This is a genomic window from Secundilactobacillus silagei JCM 19001 (assembly GCF_002217945.1).
GTDB classification, from domain to species: Bacteria; Bacillota; Bacilli; order Lactobacillales; family Lactobacillaceae; genus Secundilactobacillus; species Secundilactobacillus silagei.
Map to the genome: position 1 here is coordinate 110,033 of NZ_BCMG01000002.1, position 23,485 is coordinate 133,517.

Sequence of the window (23,485 nt, forward strand, 5' to 3'; positions counted from 1 at the left end):
GCCTTCAGAAGCCTAAGAGAGGTCATCACCAAGACTGCTCTGAGGCTTCTTTTGTTTTTTGTTGGCGGTTTGCGGTAATATTTAATGAGAACCTTAAGTTAATTGATTAATAATGAATGATGGCACATCTTTTGGTAAGATAGACCTAAGCGAACGGGGGTGTGGAATTGATGCCCACGGATCGCTCACGAAACAATAGCATATAGGCTATTGCACACGCTTAACGAGTGACTATAAGGAGAACTTAAAACCATGAAAATTTTAGTTGTTGATGACGACAAAGAAATTGCGCAATTACTGGAAATCTACATTAAAAATGAAGGTTACGAACCCATTTCAGCTTATAATGGGAAAGAAGCCCTGACGAAGCTCCATACCACACCCGATATCGGTTTGATGATCCTCGATATTATGATGCCGGAAATGAGCGGTATCGAAGTGATCAAGGAAGTTCGGAAAGATTCTGAGCTGCCGATCTTGATCTTATCAGCCAAAACGGATGATATGGATAAGATTCAAGGCCTGGTCAGCGGCGGTGATGACTATGTCACTAAGCCGTTTAACCCACTGGAAGTCATGGCCCGGGTCAAATCACTGTTACGGCGGGCATCCGATCACGTGACCGACGAAAAGCCAGACGTTTTAGACATTGGCTCATTAACGATCAACAAGGATTCTCACGAAGTCAAGACGCTGTCTGGCAAGTTGGTGAACCTGACCGCGCTGGAATTCGGCATTCTCTACCTCTTGGCCAGTCATCCGAACCGGGTCTTTTCAGCTGATGAGATTTTCGAACGGGTCTGGCGGCAGGAATCCATCGTTTCAGCCAAAACGGTGATGGTTCACGTTTCTCATTTACGTGACAAGATCGAAGACGCGACTGGCGGCGAGAAGGTTATTCAGACTGTTTGGGGTGTCGGTTACAAGATTGAAACACACTAGGGGTAAGTATGAATACAGATAGTACTAGTATGAAACTGACAGCAAGAGAAAAAAGCGCGCTAATCATGGAAGGTATCGTGACTGTCGTGCTTTTGCTGTTGCTTAATCTTTCGGTGATCGTGCTTTTAAATGAAATGATTCAGACCAATCCGGGGCTGCAAGATGGGATCTTCATCATTAAACGGTCCGTCTTTATCGGTCCCGACCACTATCAGCTTTGGAGCTGGGAGAATATTTTTATTGTCCTGATGCTCGTCTTTGATGCTGGCGTGGTTTACTGGCGGCTGATCCGCCGGTACCGGCAGATGCAGTTACGCCACATTATCGGTGAACTGCACTACATTGCTAACGGTCATTTTGACCACCGAATCCCCTTTACGATCAAGGGGGACACGCAGCGGGTCATCACATCGGTGAACGCGCTAGTCGATTCCGTCATCGCTTCAATGGATGAGGAACGTAAGATCGAAAAATCAAAGGATGAACTGATCACCAACGTCAGCCACGATCTACGGACACCATTGACCTCGATCATTGGCTATCTCGGGCTGGTGGAAGACCGGCAGTATCATTCAGAAGATGAACTGTTAAAATACACCAATACGGCGTTCAATAAGGCTAAGCAGATGAAGTCCTTGGTAGATGATCTGTTCGTCTACACCAAGATGCGCCAGACTGATACCCCCTTGTCGTTAGCGACCTTAGATATCGGGCAAATGCTGGAACAGCTGGCTGCCAGTTTTGAACTGGAGGCTGGGGAAAAGGGCATGGCCATTAACATTGATATGCCTGATAAACCCATGCGCATTGAGGCGGATGGTGAAAAGCTGGGTCGGGTCTTCAATAATTTGATCACCAACGCGTTAAAGTACGGTGAAGGCGGCAAGCATATTAATCTGCGCGCCAAACAGCCGGACGATAAAGAAGTGGTCATCAGCGTTGAAAATGACGGTAAGAAAATTCCGGAAGCCTCGTTATCACAAGTGTTCGAACGTTTTTACCGGGTCGAAGGCTCCCGTTCTAAGGCGACGGGCGGTACTGGACTTGGGTTGGCCATTGCTCAAAGTATCGTTAAGCGCCACGGTGGGTACATTTACGTGACCTCAACTGATGACTGGACCCGGTTCGTGATTCACTTACCGATTAAAAATGGGATTCAATTAAAAGATACGCATGAAAAATAATCTCGTGGAAGAATGAGTAGTTATTATTTTGTTATAAAAGTCTCTAAAAACTTATTAAAGGGAAACAACATCGTGCTGTTCTTTTAGTCTTAAATGAACTGACTGATTTTGAAAATAGTTTCCCTCATAATTCCCTTAAAATAACTTTTAAATGTCTTTATCCGGTATAATAATCACGAACCCAGCGGATAAAGTGGGTTACTAAATTTAAGTAGACGGGAAAAACGAGATGTTAATTACCTACAAAGTTGAGCTTAAGCCAACTAACCAGCAGGCTTGGCGGATCAATCAGCAAATATCCGGTAGTCGCTGGGCCTACAACCTCTTTTTAGATATTAATCGTCAACGTTATGAGTGTGGTTATCACTATATGAGTGCCTATGAGTTTTCTAAGTGGTTTAATCATGATTATTTGGAGACTAATCCAGATGATCAGTGGATCAAAGAATTATCTGCCAAGTCTATTAAACAAGCGTTTATTGATGCGGATACAGCTATGAAACGGTTCTTTAAGAAGCTAAATGGTTATCCGCATTGGCGCTCGTTTAAACGCGGTCAAGGCAGTTACTACTTCGTTAAAAACGGTCAGAAACGAATTATTGCTTGTGAACGGCACCGGATTAAATTACCTAAACTGGGCTGGATACGGTTGAAAGAATTCAGCTATATTCCTACAGATGCTGAACACTTTGTCATTAAACACGGGCGGGTGAAAGTTAAAGCTGGTCGGTATTATCTGACCTGTGTTGTGGAACAAGCTGGTTCGATTCAACCTATATTAGATGGTAACCCTATCGGTATTGACTTGGGTTTGAAAAATTTTGCCATCTTAAGTAATGGTTCATCCTATAGTAATCAGAACAAAAGTAGTCGCCTGCAACGAATTAGAAAACGGCTCCGACGGCTGCAAAGAAAATTATCACGCCAGTATCGTGCACTGAAAGCTAGAAAACAGAAGGAAGGCAGATCTGCTACTGATTTAAACCTAGCCAAAACTCAGCTGAAAGTGCAACGGCTCTATCAACGGTTAACTAATATTCAAATCGATTATCAAAATAAGATTGTTGCCACTGTGGTGAGAGCCAAGCCACAGTGGGTCGCTTTAGAAGATTTGAATGTTGGTGGTATGTTAAAGAATCGCCATTTGGCTAAAGCTATCGCTCAACAAGGTTTTTACAATTTTAGAGTGAAGCTGATTGCTAAGTGTCAGCAGTTAGGGATTCCAGTACATTTAATTTGGCGTTTTGAACCAACTTCTAAACTCTGCCATAACTGCGGAACTAAGAAAGTTAGCTTGAAACTGAGTGAGCGCACTTATCACTGTCCTAATTGCAATTACACCAATGATCGTGATTTGAATGCTGCCCTGAATATTAGGGATACTAAAAACTTTGCCTTAGCCTACTAAACCAAGGCGCAAAGCATGTACCGGTGGCTAGCCGGAAATTGACGCTTGTGGACTATCATATAAACTGCAGTAGCGAGCATTACGCGAGACAGGATAGGATGAAGCAAGAATAATCGTTAACTTTTTATAAGTTATCAGTAGCAGGGAACTATGTTAGTTAAAACACTTAAAAATAGCCTGAAAACGGGGTTATTTTTTTGTCTGTTTATTATTGCGTTAATGGCTGGCGGGCTGTCAGCTAAGGCGGCTGCACCAGCGTTACAAGTTAAGTCAGCAATTGCGATTGACGCGCAATCTGGTCAGATCCTGTATCAAAAAAATGACCAGCAAAAACTGCCGATTGCGTCCATGACTAAATTACTGTCAATTTATATCGTGCTAGAGAACATTAAGTCAGGGCGGCTGCATTGGAATCAACAAGTTGCAATTAGTCCAGAAATCGCGAAAATGAGCCGGAACCCTAAACTGACGAACGTGCCGTTGAGCGCTAACCGCACCTATACCGTGCGGGAACTCTACCAAGCGGCGTTGATCACTTCAGCTAACGCGGCCGTTTCGGCACTGGGGAACGCGGTTTCTGGCAGTCCACATCAATTTATCAACAAGATGCGGTCAACTGCCCGGCAGCTGCATTTAAACAGCGCTCACATCGTGACGGCTTCGGGCATCACGAACGGTCAGGCCGGCAAGCTTGGCTATTCATCCGTGGCTAAAAATGACGAAAACACGATGTCAGCTACTGACGTTGCGCGATTATCCCAGCTGCTATTAAAGCAGTATCCAGAAATCCTGCAGACCACCAGTCAGTCTAAAGCCTGGTTTGATAAGGGCGGCCACGACCAGACGCTGATGAATAGTTGGAATATGATGCTTAAAGGCGAAAGTCAGTACGATCCAGCCTTACCGGTGGATGGCCTGAAAACCGGGACGTCTACCGCAGCCGGTGGTAACTTCGTCGGTACCGTTAAGCGCAATAATGGTGATCGAATCATTACCGTTGTGATGCACGCGCGCAATAAAAAGACCGGTGACCCAGCCCGGTTCATCCAGACGCGGCATTTAATGAACTGGGTCTATGCCAGCTATCAGCCGGTGAGATTAACGGCGCAGACTTTCCAGTTGAGTAATATTAAAGTGCCAATGGGGAAGAGCCTAACAGCCGAAACCACGGTGGCGAAACCAACCACGGTCTGGATCGGCCGGCATCAAAACCGCAATCAGTTCCGGTCAAAAGTCCTGATTGCCAAAAACCACCGGGAAGAAAACGGCTTAAAAGCGCCAGTCGCTGCGAACACCACAGTGGGTCAAGTGCAATTGTCGCTGGCTGGAAAACCAATTTCACAAATTGACCAGACCGGGACTTTAAAACTGCCAATTAAGACGATAAATGATATAAATCAAGCAAATTGGTTAGTTCGTACTTGGCGATATTTCTGGTCGTTATTTTAAACAAAATCGTGAATAATATATAAACTACGAATTATCTAAAAACACACGATAAATAGTGTTCGTGATTCATTGCTCAGGGTAATCACTAAATTAAAAGATACCGCTTTCTTGACGCGTTAACTTGTGAAAACAACGTAGGAAAACAGAATAAAACATGTTAAAATGACCTTGTATTGTGTAATGTCGATTTATGGAGCGGATGCATGATTGCGATTAGGAGGGCCATTTAGTGTGGCCTCATTTTCCTGACCAAAACGTGTGCCAACAGGCAGGGGGTCACCGCTTAGCGACTGACTCCTAATCGTCTGTTCCGCCACTCTACCTTTTATGGAGGCATCATTCTTGACAAAACTAGTGCCAGATCCAAATGAGCCCAAATGGCGTTCGACGTTAAAAGTAGCGATGCCATTGAACCTAAGTTACATACCGATCGGATTGGCCTGCGGTGTCCTTTTGCACGCTGCTGGGTTTAACACGATTCTAACTGGGCTTGTGTCAATTTTTATTTTCTCAGGTGGTGCGCAATTTATGATTGCGTCCATGCTGACGATTAACGCACCACTGCTGTCCATTGTGCTAATGCTGTTCTTCCTGGAATTGCGTTACGCGCTGCTGGGATCAAGTCTATCAAAATACTTGATTGGGACGTCAGAACGTTTCAAACTGATTTTTTCAGTGTCGATGAACGATGAAAACTACGCGGTGAACTATTTAAAATTTGCCACTGATAAGAAGTGGACACCCCGGGAAGCCTTGATGGTTGAACATTATTCATTGCTATTCTGGACCGTTAGTAACCTGGTTGGAAGTTTGATCGGCAGTGCGCTGAAGATCGATTTAACCGTTGTTCACTTTGCCTTAACGGCGCTGTTCCTCTACATGATCATCATGCAAGTCAAGAACCGGCTGACCATTCTGGTTGGCTTGATCGCAGCGGTATTGGCAGTCTTCTTCCTAGTACTGACAAAGAGTACGTTAGGATTAGTGATCTCGACGTTGATCTCATCATTTATTGGTTTTGCGCTTGAGCATTATCTCCGGAAAAAGAAGCCCAACAGTCGGTTCCTTTATTCGGTCAAGAGCCCTGGCAGTAAAGAGGCAGCAGTTGAAGAGTCGGACGAGAATTAATTAAGTAGGGGACAGATATGGCAGCAGTAAATCACTGGGATACAACGCAACATCTCTTATTAGTTATTTTGGGGTTCTTTGTGGCCTTTGCACCACGTTACCTGCCCATTAAGATTTTTACGCAACGTAAAATTCCGGAATGGTTCAACGAATGGATGAAGTTCATACCAGTTTCACTGTTTACAGCACTGGTCGTGAAGGATGTTCTTGTGAGTCCGACCTATCAATTTGATGTCGTGCATCACATACCGGAACTCATCGCTTCAGTGATCGTGGGCTTGATTGCTTACTTCACGCGGTCCATGGCACTTTCGGTGGTCGTGGGGCTGGCGAGTGTGTTTATATTGGCGGTCGTGTTGTGACGGGTATTACGGTTTGAATTTAAATTTGAAATTGTGTTTTTAAATAGATAAAAGCAGCTCGAACGTTGGTCTTAATTGACTGACGTTGGGGCTGCTTTTTTGGTTCTTTGAGTTTATATAGTCGAAACTGGCTCAAGTAGGCAGAGACTTGCACCTAAGTCACTTTCGGTACAAATCCCAAAATCGGGGATTTCTACCAAAAGCGCCTTAGGCTCCAGTCTCTAACCGCCTGCTTTTGCACCTATGATTTTACATAGCTGAAACTGGCTCAAGTGGACAGAGAGTTGCATGTAAGGCATCGACCGTCAAAACCCAAAACCGGGGTTTTCACGGTCGATACCTTACACTCCACTCTCTAACCGCCCACTTTCGCACCTGCTACTTCATCATATAATCCCTCGTCATCGGCAGACTCTTAGCAGACGCGCCCTTTGACAATAGGAACTGCATGACATCAATGTTACCTGATGCAAACGATGCACTGCAGGCCTGCAAGTAGAGGTCCCACATTCTAACGAAGCGCTCGTCCATCATATCCGTGATCTCTGGGACATGTTCCTTGAAGTTCTTATCCCAGATTTCCGTGGTTTTTTGATAGTGCCGACGCAGAGCTTCCAGATCATCAATCTGTAAGCCGGCATCCAACATATGCTGGATATTTTCGGTTAAGCCTGGGACGTAGCCACCCGGGAAGATCCACTTGTTGAGCCAGCCATTGTTAGCACCCTTGCCTTGCCGGGTAATACCGTGGATCAATGCCACACCATCCGGTCTCAGATACTTGGCAACGTCCTTGAAGTACTCACCAAGGTTTTCTTCACCTACGTGTTCAAACATGCCCACGGAGGTGACGTAATCCCACTGACGGTCACCTAGCTCACGATAGTCAACTAACAGGACTTCGGCCACGTCTTCAAGGTGGTCTTCGGTGATCCGCTTTTGCACCAGATCATACTGTTCCTGACTCAACGTGACACCGGTGACTTTTAAATGGTATTCCTTAGCAGCCGTCAGCATCAAAGTTCCCCAGCCACAGCCAATATCCAGTAGGGTCCGGCCCGGCTGCGGATTGAGTTTATTGATAATGTGGTGAACTTTGTTAATTTGGGCTGTTTCCAGATCATCATCGGGGTGTTCGAAATAGGCACAAGAATAAGTCATAGTTTTATCCAGCCATAACTTGTAGAAGTTGTTGCCTAAATCATAATGGCTTTGGACATCCTGCTTACTTTCCTTTTCACCGTGTTTTTGTTTGGGTAAGAAGTGGATGAATTTATTGTTATGGAAGAAACTGTCCGCAGTTGTGTACGCTGAAGTGATCAGTTTTTCGATACTGCCGTCAATTTCAATTTTTTTATCCATGTAGCCTTCGCCAAGGGCAATCGAAGCGTTTTTCCGAATATCACTAATTGGAATCGGTTCGTTAAAGGTAATGTGAACTTCAGGTTCGCCATCCCCATAGGTTTCTGTTTTGCCGTCCCAGTAAGTGACTTTAACTGGGATGTTAAATGAACGGCTCAGAAAGGTTTTATAAAACGTTTTTTCAAGCATGAACTTTCAATCCTCTCTTTCAAAAATACTGTATACAAACATTAATTATACGCTTTGCCGTCAAGTTTGTACTTTTGGGGGATTTAGGCAATCTTAAAAATCGCTACTGCCGTAGGAATTGGCAACATGGTATAATAATGGGTAATATAGCTAAAAGAAGGAGAAATGACATTGAAAAAGTGGATTTGGACCATTGTGGCCGTCGTAATTATCGCCGTGATTGGCGGGGTGACCTTTACGAGCCATCATATTACGCAGAAGGCCTATACAGCAGCGATGACAACTGGTAGACAAGCCGTCAGCAAAGAGAACTATTCAATTGCTGAATCGGCTTTTCAAGATGCATTGCGTCACCGCACCAATGATCAGCAGGCACAGGGCCATTTGACTCAGACTCAAAACTTTGTGTCAGCGCAATCAGCAATGTCTGATCACGAATTTAGTACCGCCAAGTCAGATTACACGAAGGTCAAGAACGCCAAATCAGGCTCGTCAATGTTACGTAACCGTGCCAAAACAGCGTTGAAACTGCTGAAGACGGTTCAGCTTAAAGCGGAAACTTTCCAAGATGTTTACGATCAGGCCTTAACTCAAAATCAGGGACAGTCTTACGAAGCGTCTAACGCAACTTTGGACCGGATCTTTAAGGATGCCGCTGCTAAGCAAAGCTACTATACCAATATTTACAACCACGCGGTCGATCTGCGCAGCGCTAATAATAAGGCCATTAAACACGGCGGCGATGGGACTTCTGATCCTAGTTCAAGCACCCCGAATAGTGCGTCAAGCTCAGCTGATTCCAGTTCAGCCAATGCCAGTAGCGACAGCAGTAGCAGCAGTCGCACAACGGGGCTGACGAATTCTGAAAAACAGGCCGCTAAGAACTATAAGGGTTCCAACGAATTTACAGTTAAAAAATCGCAGACTGAAATTAATGGTAAGGCCATTACGGCTGCTCAAATTGCCAGCGCCCGAAAAACCTTATCTGCAATCAACGTCCCTGCTGGCAGCTTCTCCGATCAAGATATTAGAACTGGTTTGATTGCTGCTAATAAGGCCGGTATTTCATTTAAAGCATACGCACAAAAGACATATAAGTAACAAAATGGTCCCTGTTTGGCCACGACTGGAGTGGCAGCAAGGGCTCTTTTCATTAACTTCAAGAGGGAAGGGACGCTATGAGTTTATATCAGCGCTTTGTTAACAACGTGATTTTACGGCGATGGGTCGTTTTAGGGATTTTGATTGGTTTTCTGTGGCTAGTCAGATCTGAAATGAGCAAGATCTTGCTGACCTTTATCTTTACGTTTTTGATCATTCGGCTGATTCGAGCCATTCAACGGCACGTCCGCATACCGTATCAGCTGATCGTGATCGTGGTCTACGCTTTGCTGATTATTGGCCTGTATTTTGCCATTACGATCTACATTCCCAAAATTACCGCGCAGGTGATCTCTTCCGTTCAGTCGATTTATAACTTCTACCAAAATTCGGCTAACGATACGAACCAAACGGTCAGGCTGGTTTCAGACTGGTTGGCCAAGTCTCACCTCTTGCCGCAAGTTAAGGGCGGTTTGAAAGTCATCGTTGATTACATTACGAGTATTGGGTCATTTGGGGTGACGTTCGTTTTGTCGATTATCCTGAGTTTCTTTTATACGATTGAACTGAAACCGATGGACGCCTTTTCAAAGCTCTTCTTAAGCAGCGATTATGGCTGGTTCTTCCAAGACATTTCCTACTTTGGTCACAAGTTTGCGGATACTTTTGGGGTCGTTCTTGAAGCCCAGTTTTTGATTGCGATCTTCAACACGGTGGTCACAACGGTTGGTTTAGCGTTCCTGCACATGCCGCAGTTATTAGCCGTGGCCATTATGATTTTCGTTCTCAGTCTGGTTCCCGTGGCGGGGGTCATTATTTCGGCTGTTCCGCTAAGCATCCTCGGTTACGCGGTTGGCGGCGCTAAAGATGTCGCTACGATATTGATCTTACTGCTGGTGGTTCACGTGATTGAAGCTTACGTGCTTAATCCAAAATTGATGTCCAGTAAAACTGAATTGCCGATTTTCTATACTTTCGTGGTATTATTGGCAGGTGAAGCGATGTGGGGCATCTGGGGTTTGATCGTCAGTGTGCCGATCTTCACCTTTTTCCTGGATATTTTAGGCGTGAAGAAAGCTCACGGGTTATACGTCGCACCCACAGAATTAAAAGAAAAAATTAAAGCGCAACGTAAACGCTGGAAGTCTGAAGACAAAAAGCGATGACGTTGTCTAACAAATTGGAGGTTTTAGTTTGAAAAAAACACTTTCATGGCTGATACCCATCGCAATTGGTCTCTTGTTGGCACTTGGTATTCGGTTCTTCTGGCTGGTACCGGTCAACGTTGATGGGGCGTCAATGGAGCCTAATTTAAAGAATGGTCAACGAGTCGTCGCGGTTAAAACGGCATCCGTTAAACGGTATTCCGTGATCGTTTTTGATGCTTCTGGCGTGGATCCTAACGCCGCACCAAAGGAAAATTACGTGAAGCGGGTCATTGGTTTACCAGGGGATTCAATTCGTTATTCTAAGACCGGTAAGCTTTACGTGAACGGCAAGTATCAGGCGCAGAACTTTATTTCTAAGTATCAGCAGCAAGCTGGTACGGTGGCCGGCTATACGAACGGGTTTAACCTGGTTTCCGCTGCTCGTCAAAACGACTGGAGCAACAAGTGGAGCCTGGCAATCGGTAATAACCGGGTCAACAAAGTGCCGAAGAACTGCTACTTCGTGATGGGAGATCACCGCAGCGTTTCTGAAGACGGCCGGATGTATGGCTTCGTTCCTAAGAGCAAGATGGTCGGGGTCGTGAAGGTCGGTTTCTGGAAAGGCAACCACAAGATCATTAATGATTATCAAAATTAATTTCACAAATTATGGGCGGGTTCAATCTAATTAAGGATTGAACCCGCTTTCTTCATGTGAAGCGCTAATTGGTACTGAAATTACCAGTGATTTGGTGTAAAATGGTTTGGTAATTAAAAGAAGAAAGAGGTATTTAACTAATGGCTAAATTAGTATTGATCCGTCACGGTCAAAGTGAATGGAACTTATCTAACCAATTTACTGGTTGGGTTGACGTTGATCTTAGCGATGAAGGTGTTAAGCAAGCTATCAACGCTGGTAAGTTACTCAAGGAAGCAGGCATTCAATTCGACTATGCCTACACTTCTGTTTTAACTCGTGCCATCAAGACGTTGCATTACGCTTTGGAATACTCAGACCAACTCTGGATTCCAGAAAAGAAGACTTGGCGTTTGAACGAACGTCACTACGGTGCATTACAAGGCCAAAACAAGGCTGAAGCAGCCAAGAAGTTCGGTGACGAACAAGTCCACATCTGGCGTCGTTCATACGATGTTTTGCCACCATTGCTGAAGGCTGATGATGAAGGTTCAGCATCTAAGGACCGTCGTTATGCTAACTTGGATCCTAACATCGTGCCTGGTGGTGAAAACTTAAAGGTTACCTTGGAACGGGTTATGCCATTCTGGGAAGATGAAGTTGCACCTAAGTTGCTTGATGGCAAGAACATCATCATTGCAGCCCACGGTAACTCATTACGTGCCTTAAGCAAGTACATTGAAGGTATCTCTGATGAAGATATCATCAACTTGGAAATGAAGACTGGCCAACCAGTTATTTATGACTTTGATGAAAAGTTGAATGTGTTGAAGAAGAGTAAGCTGGGCTAAAGAACAGAGTGTGGAACAGACCGTTTAGATTGCGGTGTGTAAGGCGCTTATGGCAAAAATCCCGGTTTTGGATTTATGTCATAAGTGACTTACATGCAGCAATCTGGTCTGTGCAACACGTTTCAGCTATGTAGGCGTAACAGAGCATAAATCCTGGGTTTGGATTTATGCCGAAGTTGGCTTACACATAGCTCCTTGCCTGCTGCAACACGTTTCAGCTATGTTGCAGATTACCCTGCACAACCAGTTTCAACCACGTAACTAAAAACAAAAAAGATGATCACTAACGGGCTATCAAGTCTGGCTCGTGGGTGGTCATTTTTCTGCGCTAAATTGCGTTTAATAATGGAATAAACAAAAATAAACTTTAATTGAACAGGAGTATTAAACTTGAACAACGAAACAGAAGTCAGTCAACGAGAAATGTTAAAAATCATCGGGATCTTTAGAAAGAACGGTTTTAAGGGTGAATACGAAACCTTTGAGCGTTCAAAGGAAAATGAGGGCGAGTACTTCGTCGTCGTCACGGATGAAAACACCCATATTAAGGGATTATTTAAAGCCAATCTGACGGATGGCGTCGTTTCGTTCCAACATGTTTTAGATGATCATAATACAGTTGCGTAGTCATTAACGGCAGAGTTAGCAATACCTCTGAAGTTCGCCAGTCAACGAATCCAGGGGTATTTTTTTGTGGCAAATGAAGTCAATTAAAACTAAATACTAAGAGATTGGGATGGCATAAAAGAGATGCATCAACTAATGGCAGAGTTTATGGGCACGGCCCTTATGATTTTATTTGGGGTGGGTGTCCACGCTGACACAGTGTTAAACGATACAAAGTACCACGGTTCCGGTCACTTATTCGCAATTACAACGTGGGCGTTTGGTATTTCCATGGCGCTATTTATTTTCGGTAACGTCACGATCAACCCAGCAATGGCTTTCTGTGAATTCTTATTAGGCAAAATGACCTTTATTACATTTATTGAAACAGCTATTTTTCAAATGGCCGGCGGGGTTGTGGGGGCATTGATCGTCTACGTGATGTACGCCGATTCATTCAAACATTCCTATGACAAAGTTGATCCAGAAACCATTCGAAACATTTTTTCAACGGCACCGGCAGTTCGGAACTTGCCACGGAATTTCTTTGTCGAATTCTTTGATACCTTCCTATTCTTAACGGGAATCCTTGCTATTTCTCGAATTAACGCGCCAGAGATGGTGCCGATTGGTGTTGGCCTGTTAGTCTGGGCAATTGGGATGGGACTGGGCGGTCCTACTGGATTTGCGATGAACCAAGCCCGGGACCTGGGACCACGAATTGCGCACGCGATTCTACCGATTAAGAACAAGGCAGCTAGTGACTGGCAATATGGGCTGATCGTTCCAGGAATTGCGCCATTTGGTGGTGCGGTGGCAGCAGCGATGTTTGCCAAACTTTATTTGGGCATCTAATACGATGACAGTTAATCAATAATATTGATTGATTTTAATAAGCAATTTCTTATTTTTAAAAAGCTAAGGACACGCACCATGGTTCTTAGCTTTTTTGTCGGCTGTCTTGCCTACAAAGCGCGGGATTCCGCTAAAAAATTAAGCTTTATTTATAACGGCATAGTAGTCTTAGCAGATAAATTTATTGAAAAAATACGGGACATGACACTGTAAATTGTTCTAATTTAGGACTACGATAAAAATGATGAGGATTTTTAATGGTTACCTTAAATATATAAGTATTATAGATATCAGTATTTAAGATGACGGTAGATGTCATCCTGAAATTATCGCCCCAAAACAGGGAGAATAAGGGCGGTCGAATAGGGGATTTTGGATAATATTTGTCGCTAAGTTATTAGGGTATAAGGCTGTATTTAAATGGTTTTCAAGACAGTCGTTGAGAAAACGTCTATTAAAAATAGCTGAGTACCTCAATAGAGCTTAGAACTGGTTTTAATGAAAGAACGTGTGATTTTGAGAAATCGAAATAAGATTATGAAATGTAACGAGACTAGACATTATAAGATGTACAAAGCTGGGAAGCGGATTCTCTATGCTAGTATCTCTATGATGGCCATGGGTTCTTGGATGTTTTTAAATCAAGACGCGTATGCTGATGTGAATTCTAACGTTTCAGCGACAGTTCAAGCTACTGCTAAAAAGGGTACAAACCTTAATCAAGTGAGTCCTGAAAACACTGCTAATTCAGCTGATTCTGGCAATAATGCGCAGACTCAGGGTGGTAATAACAGTGCTGATCAAGTAAGCCCTAAAGGTGCGGATGCTGCTGATCCTAGCGTCAACACTCAAACGCCGACTCAAACAAAGACGCCAACAGTTGGTGGTAATGAAGGCTCAGCAACGGGTGATGCAACTGCTAAAACGGGTGGCACTGTTCAGCCGCAGTTTACTTATAAAGTGGATGCAACCTCGGCTACCCCTGAAGAAGCAAATGGCGCCCAAGGACATGTAAACGGTACCGGAAATGCCGCGGAGAATGTTACCACGAAAGCGCCAACTAGTTTAAAGACGATCGATCAATTAAACGGTCAGTACATTGATGATAAAGGCGACATTTCAGCAACTAAGCCAGCACCAGCTACTGGCGGTGGTCAAACGGCAAGTACTGCCAACATGTCAACGGATGTTACGGGGAGTTTAACCCATCAATATACTGCTGGTGACGGTACGGTATACTATACGTCAGATGACGGTAATTTTTCCGGCCAAGGTGGGAAAAATGATAGTAGCAAACATGTTGTGATCGCTACACAGGGTAAAAATCATGACGATTACGGCAAGGTTTATTATGATAATGGTAAACAATGGGTAAAGCTGGCTTCGGATGATACTGCTGTCGCTGCTTCATACTCCTTCAAGAACCAAATCGATACCACATCGCCATTTAAGATTCAGGGTGAATGGTACATGGCGAAAAATGATCCTGGTGGCGGGATCGGTATTATTTTACAACCGGTGAACCCACAACTTGCAGGTATTGGCAGCAGCAGTAATGCCGCTATCGATATTGGAATTCAAGGACAGAAATCAACGACTTTTCTTGGCTTTGATGGCTATCAGAGTACTGATGCTGGTGATGATGATTCAGCACCCGGCACTTTAACGATTCGTCAGACTACTGCAACTGGTGCAATGAACGCAGCGGGCCATGGTGGCTTTAATAATTTAACGCTTGATACCAAAAATAGTATTAATGCGAAATCGTTATATCAAGATACACCAGATGCAACTATTGCTGGACAGAGTAACGGCAGTCAGCTAGACGTACTTTTTGACGTTGATTGGACACCAGATAGCAGCACTGAAGATGCCGACAATAACGTCAGTGGGACATTATCAGTGGCTGCTTATGATGCTGCTGATTCAGCAATGACGAAACCGCTGGGCAAAGTAACGGTTGATCAAGTGAAATTACCAGGTGCGACTTCCATTGCACTGTTCAGTGCTTTAGGCGGTAGCGGCAGCAATGTTTTGAGTCGAGGCCGAATTACACTATATAAGCTGCAACAGGTTTCACAAAAGGTTACCGTTAACTACGTCGATATCGATTCAGGTGCAACGGTCAAACCACAGACGTTAATTAATGCCGATGTTGGGAATACGCTGGACGTTGAGGAAACCACTTCAGGGACGAGCGCTAGTTATGGTGCGCCAGACATTGGCGGCTATACCTTTATGGGTGCGGTTGGCACGGATGCCACTGGTAATTATCAAAAGACTACCATGGACGTTGTTAACACCAGTACGTTAGCTGATGGTGCCAAAGGAACTTACAACACCCTCAACGTTTATTACAGAAAAACGAATGCTTCAGCAGCTACTCGGACGGTGGCAAGTTACACACTTCCTGATGGAACGTCAGTACCCGCTGTTAGCCAAGCATCAGTAGGTCAAACAGCGCCAGCTATAAAAGCCGGAACGACGACACCGATTACGGATGCCAAGGGTAATCCAATCGAGCTTTCAGCGACTTTATCGGCAGTTCCGATTCAACAGGAAGATGGCTACATTTCTGGCTATACAACAACCGGTGGTACTTGGAAAGCAGCTACTGCAATTCCAGCCAGTGATGGCAGCGATGCGGGGACGACCTACACCGTTCAATATGAATCGACATCACCGAAGCTAGCCGACACAACGATTCCAGCAGGTGCAACGCCGCAAATTGGATTGGCGACTAGTGGCAATACAATTGCGCCAACGGTTACCTTGGACCGCGATGATGTGACAGTTACACAGGATGGTAAAACGATCACTGGTAGCTATTCAAACCTGATTGCTGGTAAATATGATATTAATTTAACGGCTAGTGGACAGGCTAAAGTTGTCACTGCTTACGGTGTTGATGCCAGCAAGCTTAATTTTGGCAATTCAGCAGCGCGGTTAATGGTCGGAACAACTACGTTACCGGTTCAAAAAGATGCTGATGGCGGGACAACTCAAGTAACCATTAATACTAAAACTAAGAACGTCATCATGGTTGATAAAACCTGGAGTGACGGCGATGCTTCCCACGTTGAAATCAATACGACTGATAACACAGCTAGTTTGACGGAAACTACAAAGGGTGGCAGCCCGGTTGGACCAACGGATGCACCGATGAATAAAGCAGTGACAATTGGTGCAACAACCTTGACCTATCATGGAACTGATAAAAACTTTGATTTGACTCATAAGAACGCTAAAGCAACCACGAGCGATAATCAGCAGAAAGTTACCATTGGCTCTGATGGTCAGATCACTTACCTTAATCAGGGAACGTTTGATGAGGGTGCTGCTGCTGGTAAAGCTGATTACACTGCTGGCAAGACTGAACAAACGAATACGCAACTCACAGCTGCTAAGAATTCAACTGATTATATTTCAGGTTATCAGCAAGGATTTGAAAGCACTAAAGGGACACATGATGGGACTGCTTTGGGTGAAACTGGTGCGACGGTACCAGGTGATGTTCAAAAGCAAACTCAGATATATCAAACTGCCTATAATACGGCATTTACTGCAGCAAGCAACGATTATAAATCAGGCTATGCAAACGGTGGTAATGACGTTACTGCTAATAAAGCTAAGACTGATACTTCAAGTCAAACTATAGCTTATCAGAATGGTTATAATGCTGGTTATGATACCAATGCTGGTACTGTAGCTGGTAGCGCTGATGGTTCAGCTGGCAAGGCCGCTACAGATAACGGTACGAAGTCGCAAACCTATCAAACTGCTTACACCACTGCATACGATACGGCTAAGGATATCCATGATGGCACTCAAGCCGGTACGAGTGATGGAACCACGGGTAAGCAAGCTGCAAATAACAGCAAACAAACCAGCAATTATCAGACGGCTTATACGACAGCATATAATACCGGTGCTAAGGAATATCAAACTGGTTATACCACAGGTGTAGCTGGTCAGTCGGGAAGCAGTACAGATAAGACTGCTGGTTATACCAATGGCTATAATGATGGGCAAAAGAGCTACAAAGCCGATTATAGAACTGGTCAAGGTGCCGGTGAGACAGACGGCAAAGCTAATACGGAGAAACCGATAACTGGTCAGAGTGCTGGTTATCAAGCCGGTTATGCAGCTGGGAATCAAACTGGTAAGCAAAGCTATCAAGCTGATTATGGCACTGGTGAAAGTGCTGGTGAGACAGACGGTAAAGCTAACACAACGAAACCGGTAACTGGTCAGAGTGCTGGTTATCAAGCCGGTTATGTAGCCGGGAATCAAACCGGTAAGCAGAGCTATCAAGCTGATTACGGCACTGGTGAAAGTGCTGGTGAGACAGACGGTAAAGCTAACACAACGAAACCGGTAACTGGTCAGAGTGCCGGTTATCAAGCCGGTTATGCGGCTGGGAATCAAACCGGTAAGCAAAGCTATCAAGCTGATTATGGCACTGGTGAAAGTGCTGGTGAGACAGACGGTAAAGCTAACACAACGAAACCGGTAACTGGTCAGAGTGCCGGTTATCAAGCCGGTTATGCGGCTGGGAATCAAACTGGTAAGGATAGTTATACTGCAGATAAGAAGACTGGTTCGGATGCCGGAACCGCAGCCGGTTCCGTCGGCGATCCAGCTGCCGATGTGACGAGCAAGTCCAAAGGCTATCAAGATGGCTACACCGCAGGCTATACCACGGGCAAGGCAACTTATGATACCGCTACTCAAGCCGGAACGAGTGATGGATCCACGGGTAAGCCGGCTGCAGACAATAGTCAGGAGTCGCAAGCTTACAAGAATGCATATACGAAGGCCTACACGACCAACAGTGGAGACTATCAAGCAGGTAAAACTGATGGTACCGCTAATAATTCCAAGAGTACGACGAACACGAGCACCGGGTATGTCAATGGTTATCAAGCAGGACAAACGAGTTACAGCAACGATAAGCAGACTGGTTCGGATGCCGGAACCGCAGCCGGTTCCGTTGGCAATCCAGCTGCCGATGTGACGAGCAAGTCCAAAGGCTATCAAGATGGCTACACCGCGGGCTATACCACGGGCAAGGCAACCTATGATACCGCTACTCAAGCCGGAACAAGTGATGGGTCCACAGGTAAGCCGGCTGCAGACAATAGTCAGGAGTCGCAAGCTTACAAAAATGCTTATACGAAGGCCTACACGACCAACAGTGGGGACTATCAAGCCGGTAAAACTGATGGTACCGCTAATGTTGCAAAGAGTAAGACGAACGCGAGTACCGGGTATGTCAATGGCTATCAAGCCGGACAGACGAGTTACAGCAACGATAAGCAGACTGGTTCGGATGCCGGAACCGCAGCCGGTTCCGTTGGCAATCCAGCTGCCGATGTGACGAGCAAGTCCAAAGGTTATCAAGATGGCTACACCGCAGGCTATACCACGGGCAAGGCAACCTATGATACCGCTACTCAAGCCGGAACAAGTGATGGGTCCACGGGTAAGCCGGCTGCAGATAATAGTCAGGAGTCGCAAGCTTACAAGAATGCATATACGAAGGCCTACACGACCAATAGTGGAGACTATCAAGCCGGTAAAACTGATGGTACCGCTAATGTTGCAAAGAGTAAGACGAATACGAGTACCGGGTATGTCAATGGTTATCAAGCAGGACAAACGAGTTACAGCAACGACAAGAAGACTGGTTCAGGTGCCGGGACCACTGATGGTTCCGCAGGTGATCCAGCAGCTGATCTGACAGGCAAGTCAAAGGGTTATCAGGATGGTTACACGACAGCTTATACGACCGCTAAGACCACTTATGATACGACCCAAGGTAGTAAAGCTGGTAGTGCTGATGGATTAGCAGGTAAGCCAGGTGCTGATATTAGTAAAGACACCACAGCTTATCAAACAGCCTATACGAAAGCCTATACTACTGGCAATAACAGTTATATTGCCGATAAGAAGACTGGTTCAGGTGTCGGAACCACTGATGGTTCCGCAGGCGGTCCAGCAGCTGATCTGACAGGCAAATCAAAAGGTTATCAGGATGGTTACACGACAGCTTATACGACCGCTAAGACCACTTATGATACAACCCAAGGTGGTAAAGCTGGTAGCGCTGATGGATTAGCAGGTAAGCCAGGTGCTGATATTAGTAAAGACACCACAGCTTATCAAACAGCCTATACGAAAGCCTATACTACTGGCAATAACAGTTATATTGCCGATAAGAAGACTGGTTCAGGTGCCGGGACCACTGATGGTTCCGCAGGCGGTCCAGCAGCTGATCTGACAGGCAAATCAAAAGGTTATCAGGATGGTTACACGACAGCTTATACGACCGCTAAGACCACTTATGATACGACCCAAGGTAGTAAAGCTGGTAGTGCTGATGGATTAGCAGGTAAGCCAGGTGCTGATATCAGTAAAGAGACCACGGCTTATCAAACAGCCTATACGAAAGCCTATACTACTGGCAATAACAGTTATATTGTCGATAAGAAGACTGGTTCAGGTGTCGGGACCACTGATGGTTCCGCAGGCGGTCCAGCAGCTGATCTGACAGGCAAATCAAAAGGTTATCAGGATGGTTACACGACAGCTTATACGACCGCTAAGACCACTTATGATACAACCCAAGGTGGTAAAGCTGGTAGCGCTGATGGGTTAGCTGGCAAGCCAGGTGCTGATATTAGTAAAGACACCACAGCTTATCAAACAGCCTATACGAAAGCCTATACTACTGGCAATAACAGTTATAATGCTGATAAGACAACCGGTTCTAAAGCCGGAACCGCAGCTGGTTCCGCAGGTGATCCAGCAGCTGATCTGACAGGCAAATCAAAAGGTTATCAGGATGGTTACACGACAGCTTATACGACCGCTAAGACCACTTATGATACGACCCAAGGTAGTAAAGCTGGTAGTGCTGATGGATTAGCAGGTAAGCCAGATGCCGATATCAGTAAAGAGACCACGGCTTATCAAACAGCCTATACGAAAGCCTATACTACTGGCAATAACAGTTATAATGATGATAAGACAACCGGTTCTAAAGCCGGAAAACTTGCTGGTTCTGCTGGTAATCCAATCGGTGATTTGACAGGTAAATCCAAAGGTTATCAAGACGGCTATAACAGTGGTTATACAACTGGTAAGGGCAGTTATGACCTTGACGAAATTGCTGGAACCACTGCTGGTGCAACTGCTGGAGCTAATGACAAGCAACCCGTAGATTTGAAAGACAAGTCTGCCGGTTACAGCAAAGGTTATCAGACTGGTTATACAGCAGGGACCAAGGCTTACGCAAACCAAAAGGATCAAGGAACAATTGATGGGACCAAAGCTGGTTTAGCTGGTCAAGTACCAGCCAATGTAAAAGGCCAACCACAGGGTTACCAAGACGGCTATGCTACCGCGTATGCAACTGGCAAGGTTAATTATGATAAAGACTATCAAGCTGGCCAAACAACGGGTCAAGCCGATGGAACTAACAATAAGTCTACAGATAATAGTCATCAGAGTGTTGGGTATCGATCCGGCTATGTGAATGGCCATAGAACCGGTACACAATTCTATGACCGTGCTAAGGCTGATGGAACCCAAGCTGGTTTAGCTGGTCAAATACCAACTGATTTGACGAATCAGCCACAAGGTTATCAAGATGGTTATACAGCTGGTAAAGCTAGTTATGATCGTGATGAAATTACCGGAACCGCAGCTGGGTCTGCTGCTGGATTTGCTGGCAATAAGGCTGCCGATTTGACAGGTAAGTCAGCAGGTTATGTTAAAGGTTACAACGCCGGTCTAACTGCTGGAACACAGGCTTATAAAAAGCAAGTCAAGCAGGGTACCCAAGATGGTAATGATACTGGTTTGGCAGGTAAACCAAAAGCAAGTGATCTGGCAAAACAGCCACAGAGTTATTTGAAAGCCTATACTAAGGCTTATGACGCTGGTAAAGCTAGTTATGATACTGACGAAGCTAAAGGCTCTGCAGTTGGTAAAACTGCCGGCTTAGCGGGTCAAGTACCAGCTGATTTAAAGGGTCAATCACAAGGTTATCAAGATGGTTATAAGCGTGCTTATGCTAAGAGTAAAGCCAGCTATGATACTGCTTATCAAACGGGTCAAACGGCTGGCCAGACTGATGGTACTGCCAACAAGATCACTGATAATGGCAAGTTGGGTACCGGTTATCAGGATGGCTATGCGAATGGCTATGAAACTGGTAAACAATTCTATGAGCATGCTAAAGATGCTGGGACTCAAGCCGGCTTAGCGGGTCAAATACCAGCTGATTTAAAGAATCAGCCACAAGGTTATCAAGATGGATACACAGCTGGTAAAGCTAGTTACGATCTTGATGAGATTACAGGATCCGCTGCCGGTGCAACTGCCGGAGCTAACGGTCAACCAACTGCAGATCTAAAAGGTAAGTCGGCAGGCTATAGCACTGGTTATCAAAAGGGCTATACGGCTGGTAAGGTTAGCTATGATAAAAATTATCAAGCTGGCCAAACTGCTGGTCAAAGCGATGGCACGGCTAACAAGGCCACCGATAACACTGGTCAGACAGCTGGTTATCAAGCTGGTTATCAGACGGGTCATCGAATTGGTACTCAATTTTATAAGAATGCAAAGGCTGCTGGCACGGTTGCCGGTAAAAAGGCAGGTTTATCAGGTCAGGCATCAGCTGATTTGACGGACCAACCGCAAGGCTACCAAGACGGCTATAGCAGTGGTTACACAGCTGGTAAAGCCAGTTACGACCTCGATGAGATTGCTGGAACCACTGCTGGTGCAACTGCCGGAGCTAACGGTCAACCAACCGCAGATCTAAAGGGTAAGTCAGCGGGTTACAGCACAGGCTATCAAAAGGGCTACAAGGCTGGTAAGGTCAGCTATGATAAAAATTATCAAGCCGGCCAAACCGCTGGTCAAAGCGATGGCACGGCTAACAAGACAACCGATAATACTAGTCAAACTGCCGGCTATCAAGCTGGTTATCAGACGGGTCACCGGACTGGTGCTCAGTTCTACAAGAACGCGAAGGCTGCCGGCAGGACTGCCGGTAATATGGCCGGCTTATCAGGTCAGGCACCAGCTGATCTAACAGGCCAACCACAGGGCTATCAAGATGGCTATACCGCTGCTTATGCCGTTGGTAAGAAGAGCTACGATGCAGATTATCAAACTGGTCAAACCGCTGGTAAAGCTGATGGTATCGCTGATAAAACTGCTGATAACATGATTGAAAGTACCGGTTATCAAGACGGTTATGTGGATGGACATCGAACTGGTGCTCAGTTCTACAAGAACGCGAAAGCTGCCGGCAGGACTGCCGGTAATATGGCCGGCTTATCAGGTCAGGTACCAGATGATCTAACAGGCCAACCACAGGGCTATCAAGATGGCTATACCGCTGCTTATGCCGTTGGTAAGAAGAGCTACGATGCAGATTATCAAGCTGGTCAAACTGCTGGTAAAGCCGATGGTATCGCTGATAAAGCTGCTGATAACATGATTGAAAGCACCGGTTATCAAGACGGTTATGCGGACGGTCACCGGACTGGTGCTCAGTTCTACAAGAACGCGAAGGCTGCTGGTGCAGCTGCCGGTACGAATGATGGTTTAACTGGTCAAGCATCAGCTGATTTGGCAACGCAGCCACAAGGCTATCAAGACGGTTATAACAGCACGTACCCAGCAAGTCATCAGACGTACGTGGCTTCTCAGGCTGATGAGGCACCGGTTAATGACGATCAGACGACAAATGAAGCGCCTCAAGCCACTGATGCAACTAATCAAGCCAATCAAGCCAATCAACCAGTAATTAGCAGTACTAAGAGTGCTAGTCAAGCGACTAAGTCAGCTGCTAAACCAGATAACTCGATCACCCGAGTTTCAGACAAAGGTGAAGCCTTTAACCAGCATTCCAAGACTAAGAGAAGTGCTAAACAAGTTAAGCAAAACGGCCGGTCTAAGCGATCTAATGTAGATAGTGTTGGCAGAAATATTAATAATTCTCAAGCTGGCCGTTCAGCAGGCTTGGTAACGCGCAAGACTGATTTAAGTGCAGGCTATGCACAGTTACAAGAACGCAGTCAGTCGGCTGCTAAAGCGAATAGTACAGGTGTTCCAACCTAACGCAGTCAGTCAGCTGCTGAAGCAAGTCGTACAGAACTTGCAGCCGAACAGAACCAGGCAACCTTAAGTCAGGATTCTGAACAGGCAGGCGGTCATACTGAATTAACAGGGACATCTACAAAT

General features: G+C 45.4%; 14 protein-coding genes. 13 read left to right on the top strand and 1 reads right to left on the bottom strand.

Going from position 1 to position 23,485, the window contains the following annotated elements; translation table 11 throughout:
* Positions 1 to 252: 252 nt before the first annotated feature.
* The 6 genes from croR to CES79_RS02230 all read left to right on the top strand — a co-directional run bounded on the left by croR (position 253) and on the right by CES79_RS02230 (position 6,473).
* A complete protein-coding gene (croR, locus tag CES79_RS02205) occupies positions 253 to 942 on the top strand; it encodes a response regulator transcription factor CroR (protein WP_054654905.1) in 690 nt (229 codons plus the stop codon).
* A gap of 29 nt (positions 943 to 971) precedes the next feature.
* The gene (locus tag CES79_RS02210; RefSeq protein WP_089136278.1) at positions 972 to 2,126 is read left to right on the top strand and encodes a sensor histidine kinase; all 1,155 of its coding nucleotides are present in this window, start codon (positions 972 to 974) and stop codon (positions 2,124 to 2,126) included.
* Positions 2,127 to 2,355: 229 nt separating this feature from the next.
* Positions 2,356 to 3,534, top strand: coding sequence for an RNA-guided endonuclease InsQ/TnpB family protein (locus tag CES79_RS02215; RefSeq protein WP_054654907.1), 1,179 nt, complete (start codon positions 2,356 to 2,358; stop codon positions 3,532 to 3,534).
* Positions 3,535 to 3,684: 150 nt separating this feature from the next.
* A complete protein-coding gene (locus tag CES79_RS02220; RefSeq protein WP_089136182.1) occupies positions 3,685 to 4,983 on the top strand; it encodes a D-alanyl-D-alanine carboxypeptidase family protein in 1,299 nt (432 codons plus the stop codon).
* Positions 4,984 to 5,310: 327 nt separating this feature from the next.
* Positions 5,311 to 6,111 carry an AzlC family ABC transporter permease gene (locus CES79_RS02225; RefSeq protein ID WP_089136183.1) on the top strand — a complete coding sequence of 267 codons (801 nt, stop codon included), beginning with the start codon at positions 5,311 to 5,313 and terminating at the stop codon, positions 6,109 to 6,111.
* Between the two features lie 17 nt (positions 6,112 to 6,128).
* Positions 6,129 to 6,473 (top strand): AzlD domain-containing protein, encoded by a 345-nt coding sequence (locus CES79_RS02230; RefSeq protein ID WP_054654911.1) that lies wholly within the window; start codon positions 6,129 to 6,131, stop codon positions 6,471 to 6,473.
* Positions 6,474 to 6,851: 378 nt separating this feature from the next.
* On the opposite strand, the gene CES79_RS02235 is transcribed toward CES79_RS02230, so the two are convergent.
* Entirely contained in the window at positions 6,852 to 8,024 is a 1,173-nt protein-coding gene (locus CES79_RS02235) for an SAM-dependent methyltransferase (protein WP_089136184.1), read from the bottom strand.
* 165 nt (positions 8,025 to 8,189) lie between these two features.
* Here CES79_RS02235 and CES79_RS02240 point away from each other — a divergent pair, with 165 nt between their 5' ends.
* The 7 genes from CES79_RS02240 (at position 8,190) to CES79_RS02270 (ending at position 23,362) form a co-directional block, all read left to right on the top strand.
* On the top strand, positions 8,190 to 9,125 hold the full coding sequence (locus CES79_RS02240; protein WP_225362281.1) for a hypothetical protein: 936 nt from the start codon (positions 8,190 to 8,192) through the stop codon (positions 9,123 to 9,125).
* A gap of 77 nt (positions 9,126 to 9,202) precedes the next feature.
* Positions 9,203 to 10,291 (top strand): AI-2E family transporter, encoded by a 1,089-nt coding sequence (locus tag CES79_RS02245; protein ID WP_054654917.1) that lies wholly within the window; start codon positions 9,203 to 9,205, stop codon positions 10,289 to 10,291.
* Positions 10,292 to 10,319: 28 nt separating this feature from the next.
* Positions 10,320 to 10,931, top strand: coding sequence for a signal peptidase I (gene lepB, locus CES79_RS02250; protein WP_089136186.1), 612 nt, complete (start codon positions 10,320 to 10,322; stop codon positions 10,929 to 10,931).
* A 140-nt stretch (positions 10,932 to 11,071) separates the two neighbouring features.
* Positions 11,072 to 11,761: a 2,3-diphosphoglycerate-dependent phosphoglycerate mutase gene (locus CES79_RS02255; RefSeq protein ID WP_054654921.1), complete on the top strand. Its 690-nt coding sequence runs from the start codon at positions 11,072 to 11,074 to the stop codon at positions 11,759 to 11,761.
* 390 nt (positions 11,762 to 12,151) lie between these two features.
* A complete protein-coding gene (locus tag CES79_RS02260) occupies positions 12,152 to 12,388 on the top strand; it encodes a hypothetical protein (protein ID WP_225362282.1) in 237 nt (78 codons plus the stop codon).
* A 123-nt stretch (positions 12,389 to 12,511) separates the two neighbouring features.
* Positions 12,512 to 13,222: a D/L-lactic acid transporter LarD gene (gene larD / locus CES79_RS02265; protein ID WP_089136187.1), complete on the top strand. Its 711-nt coding sequence runs from the start codon at positions 12,512 to 12,514 to the stop codon at positions 13,220 to 13,222.
* A 537-nt stretch (positions 13,223 to 13,759) separates the two neighbouring features.
* Positions 13,760 to 23,362, top strand: a complete 9,603-nt coding sequence (locus CES79_RS02270; RefSeq protein WP_225362283.1) for a KxYKxGKxW signal peptide domain-containing protein — start codon at positions 13,760 to 13,762, stop codon at positions 23,360 to 23,362.
* Positions 23,363 to 23,485: the final 123 nt, after the last annotated feature.